Origin of the sequence: Methanimicrococcus hacksteinii, from assembly GCF_032714515.1 — an archaeon.
Taxonomy (GTDB): Archaea; Halobacteriota; Methanosarcinia; order Methanosarcinales; family Methanosarcinaceae; genus Methanimicrococcus; species Methanimicrococcus hacksteinii.
In genome coordinates this window covers 1-9697 of sequence record NZ_JAWDKC010000005.1, presented here as the reverse complement: position 1 = coordinate 9697, position 9697 = coordinate 1, and the positions used below count along the sequence as shown (strand labels likewise).

The 9697-nt window shown below is 44.1% G+C and carries 2 protein-coding genes and 1 pseudogene; all 3 read right to left on the bottom strand.

Annotated elements, in window-relative coordinates; all coding sequences use genetic code 11:
- Window positions 1-2082 (bottom strand): annotated as a pseudogene (locus tag MmiAt1_RS00895) (InlB B-repeat-containing protein); the annotation flags it as partial.
- 435 nt (window positions 2083-2517) lie between these two features.
- Window positions 2518-5004, bottom strand: a complete 2487-nt coding sequence (locus MmiAt1_RS00890; RefSeq protein WP_318785027.1) for a hypothetical protein — start codon at window positions 5002-5004, stop codon at window positions 2518-2520.
- Window positions 5001-9188: an InlB B-repeat-containing protein gene (locus MmiAt1_RS00885; RefSeq protein ID WP_318785026.1), complete on the bottom strand. Its 4188-nt coding sequence runs from the start codon at window positions 9186-9188 to the stop codon at window positions 5001-5003. Before MmiAt1_RS00885 ends, MmiAt1_RS00890 begins: the two co-directional genes overlap by 4 nt.
- Window positions 9189-9697 lie beyond the last annotated feature (509 nt).

The window sequence follows — 9697 nt, the reverse complement described above, 5'->3', positions numbered from 1 at the left end:
AGAAACACCGGAATCGAAAGTAAGAGCAGTATCCGCTGCCCACTCATCGCCGCCCGTCAAAGACCAAGCTGAAAAACTGTAGCCGGATTCAACAGGGAGAGCAATAGCAGTGTAATCTGAACCGTAATCATCGGTATCAGAGTCATAGGATTCGCCGTCAAGATAGTAGTTGATGGTAACTTCATAAGGCGTTGTTTTTGCATACAGTTTCATTGAATATCCGTTTTCCGGACTAGAAGTTAACAAATCAGAAGAGATGATTGAAGCAGTTCCCTCTCCGTTAAAGACCCATTTATCACCCCAATCGTCATTAGTTCCGTCTTTGGTGTACCAGCCTTCAAGAGAGTAACCTGCCGTGTTAAAGGTCAAAACACTTCCGAAAGGAGTATTGAATGATTTACCGTATGGAATTTCGTCGGTAAACAATGTGGAAGGAATCGTATAATTTTCCAACGGACTGTCAGGGCTGCTGCTGAGGATGAGAGAACCGGGAGAAGCTTCAAATGTCACATCAACGGGCTTTCCTAAGCCGACAACAATTTCCTGTGATGTCGAAGAGACTGTGAAGGCATCTTTTTCAGTGACATAACCGGTCAATGAAAAATCAACAGAGTTTTCGGCACCGGGGAGCCAAATCGTTGCCCAACCGGATGTTGCATTCTCAGGAGTTGTAAATCTTTCACTGACTCTTGTCTGAGCAACGTAAGATCCGGATTCAATTCTGACACCGGATAGTTTTAGAGTTGTGTCCAAAGCGTCAACCGCTTTGAAAGTGATGGGATAGACAGGAACATTTCCATTTGTATAAACAGCATTTCCTTTTTCATTAAGTAATAAAAGACTGCCGCCTGTTATTGTAACAGACCCAGTACCATTATTAGCGTTCGTAGATACACCGCCATTTTTCCCTCCAAAGCCGCCGCCTAATCCTTTTGAACCGGAAATAATATCTGTTTTATTGCCGTCAATAGTGATTGTTGCAGAACCGCCAATTCCTCCAGTTCCGTTTGTTCCATCAGTTCCTCCATTTTTTGAACCACGGACTCCGCCGGCACCACCGTTGCCGCCACCGATATCAAGAGTTCCACCGATTACATCAATTGTACTATTTGACATTGAAATTAGACCGGACCCACCAATTCCGCCGGTACCGCCATTGCCACCATCTCTGGAAACAACACCAAGTGGGCGATATGAATTACCGCCTGCTCCACCATTTCCTGCATTACCTCCGCCAAGTCCAACAGACGAACTTTCAACTTGGATGAAACTATTTTCAATAGTAATATCGAAAGAGCCGCCATTGCCGCCTGCACCTGCCTGCCCCCCATGAGCTCCAACAGTCCCGGAGTTTCTTGTATATCCATCAGCTCCAGATCCGCCGCCACCGCCGCCAATACCGGCTGCACCTCCGGCGTTTGTTCCGCCAGCACCTCCTTTGGCATAAATTTTGGCACCATTTTGAATATTAATAATACCGCTATTCCCACCAGGATTTCCCGGACCGTTCGGAGTATTATTTTCATTGTATTCTATACCTTTAGAACCGCCACCACCGCCGATGCCTGCACCAGATCCACCGCCATTAATCCCATTTCCGCCAATTGCTTCAAGAGAACCCGGACCATTAATTGTAATTTGAGAATTCGAAGATACTTCGAGGCCTGCTCGACTTGCCCCACTTACCAATTTATTTGTGCCTGATAAAGTCAAATTAACAATTGAATTACTTAAAGAGAAAGCACTGACATTAGAAGCATGAGAATCATCAATGTGGAGATTTTCAATATTTATTTTAATGCCGGAAATATCTTTGATTTCAACCCGATTAGCGCTTTGCCCGGAAGAAATAATTGTAATTGTTTGCGAGATTGAAACACTTTTGTTAAAAGTAGAATTAGATGCAATGATCCGAATTGTGTTTGAATCCCCGCCATTAGTAATTGTAAGAGGTCCATTTGCTTCACTGACATCAAAAATATATCGATCAGGATCGGAAACACCAGCAGCAACCCCGCTGAACATTACTAAAACGATACTCACCGCGATAAGCAGTGCGATAAAATGTTTTTTAAACTTCATGATTTTCCCCTCAAGAGTATTAAATGACCCTGATTTCCATCCTTGTTTTTGAAAAATAAATCGCTTCCCTGCGATTATCGGACCAGTGTCAATCGGGAGCGACCCGAACTGTTTTTGATACTATAATATTAATTATTTAATATGACAATATTAAAACAAACATTCAATTATTTATAAACATTTGTATTAATTTTAAAAAATGTATCAAAATATATCATTCGAATAAAAAGAGTTTATCAGCAAAAATCAAATGCAGATTCATTTAAAAAATGATACGTTTTGCAATTAAAATAATTGCAGCAATTAACAAAACAATAAAGAAATGGAATAAATAAAAAATAATAAATAAAAATGAAAGAAACGAAAAAAACGAAAAGAGTGAAACAAAAAATGAAAAAGATGAATGAAAACAAAAGTTTCCATTCATTCATTTGCTTATTTCTTCTTCATGACTTTGTAGTAGTAAACACCACCGGCAATGAGGAGGAGGATAACCACAAGAGCGAAGATGAGCAGATAGATAGAGATGCCCGAACTTCCGGTATCTCCGGCATAGCCGGTTTCCGGATCTTGGGTGTTGTCACCGCTGCCATCGTCGGTATCATCGACACCGATGTATTCGCCGCCTTCGGCGGCGGATCCGGTTATTGGGTCAATAATTGTTCCGTGGCCTGTCGGATTGCTTCCGCCGCTTGAATTTCGGATCCAGTCGGCATAGACGATTTGTCCGTTTTCACCAAAGAAAAGTGGCCAGCGTGTTGATTCATCATCATCGAAAAGCCATCCTGCAAGCCAATGACCGCCGTAGAATGCAAAGGGAACACGATCACTGACATCTTGGCCGGGCTGAATGTCTCCCATTTCATAAACTTGGTCGCCGGAAAGGATTTCAAGTTCTTCATCCGCACGGAAATAACCCGGAGACGCATCAAACGCGGCAGATCCGATCCATGCTGCAAAGATTTCATTGGCCGGAGCGAAAGAGTCACCGTCAATCAGATTACCCCAATCTTCAACAAAACCGATTCCTTCAATTTGTGACTCGGCAAGAGTTGACTCGAAAACCCAGCCTTCGAGTGACCAGTCTCCGAATTCGGGTTTAACGTATTCAAGCAAACCCAAAATATCATCCAAAGTCATTTCTTCCTGAATCATAAGAGTCAGAGTCGTGTCATCTTCGGAGTTTTCATTAACATCAACACCGGGGAAAGTACCGCCGTTGGCGTTCAAAGTGATTTCTCCGAACCAGCCGGCAAACAAAACGATATACGGGTTGTCTTCAGCATCGCCTGCATTAAGACTTTCCGTCAGCGAACTGACATACGTTTCTTCATCAAATTCAACTTTGTTGTTTACAATTCCGGGAGTTTCAAAATCCGAACCTTCGTCATACCAGCCGCTAAATCCCCAAGGTTCGTTGTCGGGCTCATTATTTTCACTAAGATATGCGGAAAGCAAGTCGGCAGGCTGAACATTTTCAATGATACGCTCTTCAATTGGAAGGTCATCATCAAAGCCGAAGTTGCCCCCGTTACCGTTCAAAATAATGTCACCGAACCAACCGGCGAACAAAATAAGCTCTGAATCGTCAGTGACACTGTCAGTGAGGGTACTGATAGCAGCAGTTCCCAGAAGGGCATCACCGGTCACGAGAGACGGAGAGGTGGCGGAAGAACCTAAATCGTACCAGTCGCTAAAGCCCCAATTACCATATACAGGTTCATTGTCTGCAATGAAGTATTTAGAGAATATTTCAGCAGGCTGAACATTTTCAATGATACGCTCTTCGATTGGAAGGTCATCATCAAAGCCGAAGTTGCCGCCGTTACCGTTCAAAATAATGTCACCGAACCAGCCGGCATGCAATTCCAAATCGGTAGAATCCAATCCGTCAAATAACTCACCGAAAGATTCACTGTAAGCGGTATTGGAAATGATAAGGTCATCAACAACTCCCGAATCATTTTCGGAATACCAGCCTCTGAATTCCCAACTATCGAAAGTGGGATCATTATAACTGAATCTGGAAAGACCATTCAGAGTGTCTGTCGGCTCAATACCGGTGAAAATTGAAGGTCCTACCTGATTTCCGCCGTTTGCACCAAATGTCAACTTGCCTTTCCAGCCGGTATATAAAGTAATTTTGCCGTCGGAATGATGTGAGATTATTTCAGAGGCGATTGCCGTTCTGTCACGAACGGAACCGGGAGTTGCAAATCCTGTGCCCATGTCATACCAGCCGTTGAAATCCCAACCGGGATACTCAGCTATCGGGAAAGATGAAGAATATGAAGAGAATTTTGCAGCAGGCTGAACTGTAATCGGACTGTCGGAATCGAGTTCACCGCCGTTTGCATTAAATTTCAATTCGCCTGTCCATTTAGCATAAAGATTACTCGGGATAGAACTTGAGTCTAATTCCCAAACTGTTGAAACAACACCCTCACTTTCTCCCCATTCATTTTCATGGACCCAATCGGAATAATCAAGACCAGCGCTGTCGGTTGCATCTTCGAAAAGAGCATGAACATCAGCATTAGTCATTGCCGGCTGAATTACCACCGGAATTGAGGTACTTGTGTCGCTGTATTTACCGCCGTTCGGGTTCAAAATGATATCGCCGAACCAGCCGAGATAAAGAATTGAACCAACAGAAAGAGGATCATTATCAGTCCAAAGAGTACTGACAACACCTGGTGTTGTGAAACTGGTTTCATTATACCAACCGCGTGCTTCCCAAGATCCTTGACCAGCACCGGTAACATAAGAATCGAGAGAAGAATTGATATCACCAAAAGTTTGACCGGGCTGAACTTCAATAGAAATAATGGCATCAACCGTTTCGTCAGCGAAAGCACCGCCGTTCGGGTTCAAAATGATATCGCCGAACCAGCCGAGATAAATGATTGTTTCTGTAGTCACGTGTCATCGGGCGTATCATCCGAAATGATTGCTTTGCCTGTTCCGGGTCCGTCGGGATTGGTATTTTTGGATTTCCAGGCAGCGCATAAAGTCATATCCTCGGCGACGATTTCACCGAAGTTCCAGGCTTCTTCCTGCCCTTGGAGGAACCATCCGCTTAACTCATAATTTCTCGGAGAAACATAGCCGACCGGGTCAAGTTCATTTTCGGGCGGATATTCCTGCGGCTCATTGACAGCATTTCCTGCCGGAACTTCAACTTCAAAAACATTCAATTTTTCATTGATTTGTTCGGCGATGAAATACCCGTCTTCCGCATTAATATCGAATTTGACAAAGTTGGATGCCGTCGACCAAGCCGCCGTCAATTCCAGCTTGTAGATGCCGTCTTCAATTGTGTATCCGTCGGCGCCGAATTCCCATTTAATCCCTTTGTCAGTCACCCAGCCGATAAGCTCGGCGCCGCCAACCGGCGTTAATGTGACCAACCCTTCCGGATCAGGAATTGCGGAACCGTATAAAATCTTAAACGTATACACTGCATCGTCATTCAGAATTTCGCCTTCAGTGACGTCACCGGAAAAATTTCCGCCGTTTGCGTTAAATACGATTTCAACGACAACAGGAACATCTTCCCAAACAGCGTAAAGAACTAAATCTTCCGTCACAGGTGTTTCTGCAAAGTCAAAATTTGCAAGAATTGAAAATTCATCTTCACTCCAGCCTGCCAATCGTTTGCCTTCGGGAACAATCAAATCATCGAAATCGGGTTTGCTCAAAAAATCTCCCAAACCGGCGGGAACAGATTTCGTATCGCTGTCAGGGAAAGATCCCCCGTTCGCATCGAAAACGACAGAATTGGAAACAAAAAGGTCCAGCGTCACGAAAATGCCGTTTTCATCCATGGTGCCGGTACCGGAAATATTTTCCCAGTCAATTCCGTAGCCGGATTCAGGCGTATAATCGATCGAAGATAATGCATCTTGAACATAATCCGAATCAACAACAGTGCCGTAAGGAACCTGGCTGTCCGTGAAAACATCAACGCCGTCAACAGAAACGGTCAATTCGAAATTCAAAGGAACAAGTTCCAATGTAACGGAAAGACCGGATTCCTTCATCGTGCCGAGACCGGAAATGCTGTCCCAGTTGATTTCGTGGCCGGTTTCAGGCGTGTAATCGGATAATGCATCCTGAACATAAACCAAATCAACAACAGTGTCGTAAGGAACCTGACTGTCCGTGAAAACATCAGCGCCGTCAACAGAAACGGTCAATTCGAAATTCAAAGGAACAAGTTCCAATGTAACCGTATGACCGGCAGCAGACATGGATTCGCCTAAACCTTCGGCATTTTCCCAATCAATTGAATGTCCTGTGAAAGTACAGTCTTCTTCAGCCAAAAATGCTTCAACGAGATTTTGGTCAATCAAAGTGCCGTAAAGAACATCAAAGTCATAAGAATCAGAATCGACATTGACAGTTAAAGTATAGCTGACCGCCGAAGCTGCACCTGTAATCTTAATATCGCCTGTCACTGAAGAAATCAAAATCGCATTGTCGGAAACTGCCCCTGCGAGAGCTTCGCCGCCCATGGTAACAGTAACCGTACCCAAAGTGTGCCCTTCATCAGCAGTAATATTTGCTTTGTATGAAGAACCGTACATGACAAATTCGGCTTCGTTATCACTTGCCGCATTTTCAAGTACGGTCTCGACGGCACAGCCGTAGCCGGCATAAAGTTTTCGGACATTTCCGGATGCCATATCTTCAAATGTGCTCTTATCATCCCATTCATTTGAAACAATATGATCGGCATCCGTTTCTTTAAACCAGCCTGCAAATGTAAGGCCGCTCCATTCGGGATCCAAATCCGGAACAGGAACAAGATCGCCCGATGTAACCGGTCCTCTGACAACACAAACGCCGTCGACGAAACCGATTGTTTCATCGGAGAAAGTTCCTCCGTTCGGGTCAAAAGTGATCTCAATCAGATTTGCCATGACGATTTGCTGATTTGCTTGAACATATCCGTTTTCATAATTGTCGGAAACGGAACGGGACACCAAAACAGAATCATAGCCGTAAGATTCCGGAGCGTTAAATGTAAGGCTTGAAGAGCCCTGAGGCAGCCAAATCGTGACCCAGCCGTTTGCATCTTTTCCGCTGAAAACAGTATTCAAATCATAATCCGTTCTGTCCCGAGTCTGAGCTTTATAGCTGCTGTCCGAAACCGTCACAACAGTATCAGAAATGTGGAACACATCATCATTTATGATTTCAACCGTATCAAAAGTGATCGGATAAACTTTGCTGACACCGTTTGTGAAAGAAGCATCTCCTGTTCTATTCATCAAGAGACTGCCGCTTGTGATTTTAACAGTTCCGGAACCCGCAGATCCTGCCTTTCCGTTTGAAGCGGAATTTGCCGTGGATTTATAACCCAATCCGTAACCGCCGCCTGTACTGTTGACAACGCCTTTTCCTTGAGTAATAACATCAGCTGTTTGGCCGGAAATTGTAACAGTGTTTGAACCGCCGTTGCCGCCACTGCCGCCTGCGCTTGGATTTGGATTAGATCCTTTACCATTACCGGCATTGCCACCGTTACCGCCATCTCCCCCTTTGATATCGGCATTTGAGGAATTGATCAAAAGTGTTACGTTGGCAATATTTAATTGATTAAAACCCCCGGAGCCTCCAAAGCCTCCGTCACCGCCTTTGGCAGCAAAAATACCACCAGAAGCCGTACCGCCAATTCCACCATTAGCACCATTGCCGCCAGCAATACCAACAACTGAATTAAGTTCAATATTTCCATCAATAAGTTCAACGTGATTATTACCACCATTGCCGCCGTTACCTGCATGACCACCGCGGGCGCCGCCCCAAGAAGATCCGCCATTGCCGCCGTCACCGCCGGAACCACCACCGAAACCGGCAGATGAGCTCAAAACAATAACAGAACCATTATGAATTGAAAGATTATTATTACCGCCTGAACCGCCAAATCCCCCCCGATAATCTTTATTACTTCCAGCTAGCGTGTAGTCATTAAATCCGCCGATACCGCCGGAACCACCTCCAATGCCGATAATTCCGATTGCCGTAATGTTACCGCCTGTAATCAAAGTGTTGAGATTTGACCCGCCGACACCACCGTTACCGCCATCTACTGCAGTATTTGTATCACGTCCGCTTCCGGCTTTACCGCCGCCGATACCGACACCATAAGAACCGCCGGATGCTTCAACAATACCGTCTTCAATAACAACTTCGGAAGCATTGCCGCCGTTACCGCCGTTACCGTTAGATTTACCGGTATCATATGCAGCACCGCCATCTGCACCTGCGCCACCGCCAATGCCGGCAGCTCCGTTATTTCCGGTTGCAGTAATGATACCGCCTTTAATAGTAATTGTATCACTGTGACCGCCGTTACCGCCGTTACCGCCACGCCAATATAAATTGCCGCCGAATTTGCCGTCACCACCGTCACCGGCACCGCCGCCGCCGATACCTGCACCGCCACCAATCGGATTGGTTTGATAAAGACCGTTGCTTCCTTTACCGCCTGTTGCAATAATTGTACCTGACAAAATAGTGATTTTCCCGGAGTTACCGCCATTGCCACCGTTTCTGTCATCAACAGATTTTGTGATGTCACCGGCTTTACCGCCGTTGCCGCCGATACCGGCACCGCCGCCGCCTTTTGTATTAGAGTCGCCGGAGTTCGCCATGCCGTCACCGCCTGTGACAGTTAACTTTCCGCCTCCTTTAACAGTCAGGTTACAGCCGTCCGGAACTTCAATACCTGCCTTACCGTTTCTGTCACGCTGGTCAGAAAGAGAATTTGCCGCATCGGTTCCGCCTTTAAGAGTATTTTCGCCTTCCAAAATAAGAGTGACATTTGCATTGCCGAAAAGAGAAATTGCCGAAAGTTCGGGATTTTGAATATTAACGTTTTTAAGAGTGATTGTCGGGTTTCCGCCCGTAACATAAATAACATTGTGTGTCAGACTGCCGGATCCTTGAATCAAATATTCCCCGTCGCCGTTGATTGTACAAGCGCCTCCGTTAGTTTGAATATCAATGACAGTCGGATTTGCTGCCGCAATCCCGCTCAGCATGAGCAAAACAACACTCACTGCAAACAGCAGCGTAAAATTTCTTTTAAATTTCATATAAATTTTAACTCCCCATAAAGTTGAATATTTTTAAATTTTGGTCCGTATTTCCCGTTTGGAAAAATTATTTCCGACATTGGCCGACAACAATTATTGAAACGGAAAACAAAATATACGATTGAACTAATAATATAATAAAATTCTAAAGTAGTTAATTGTATTAATGTGTTTTTAATTATACTAAATTATACGATTGATAAACTAAAATCAAAAACCGGATGAAAAAAAGCAAAAAAGAATCGGTGAATAACTATAAATCAAATTGAACCTAACCAAATATTAAAATGAGTTGAAAACCAAACCTGTCTTATATATTATACATAGACAAAATGAATACAAATTCTCAAATTCAACAAAATTAACAAAACAAAAATAAACTTGCAAAATTAAACCTGCAAAATTAAACCTGCAAAATTAAACCTGCAAAATTAAACCTGCAAAATTAAACCTGCAAAATTAAACCTGCAAAATTAAACCTGCAAAATTAAACCTGCAAAATTAAACCT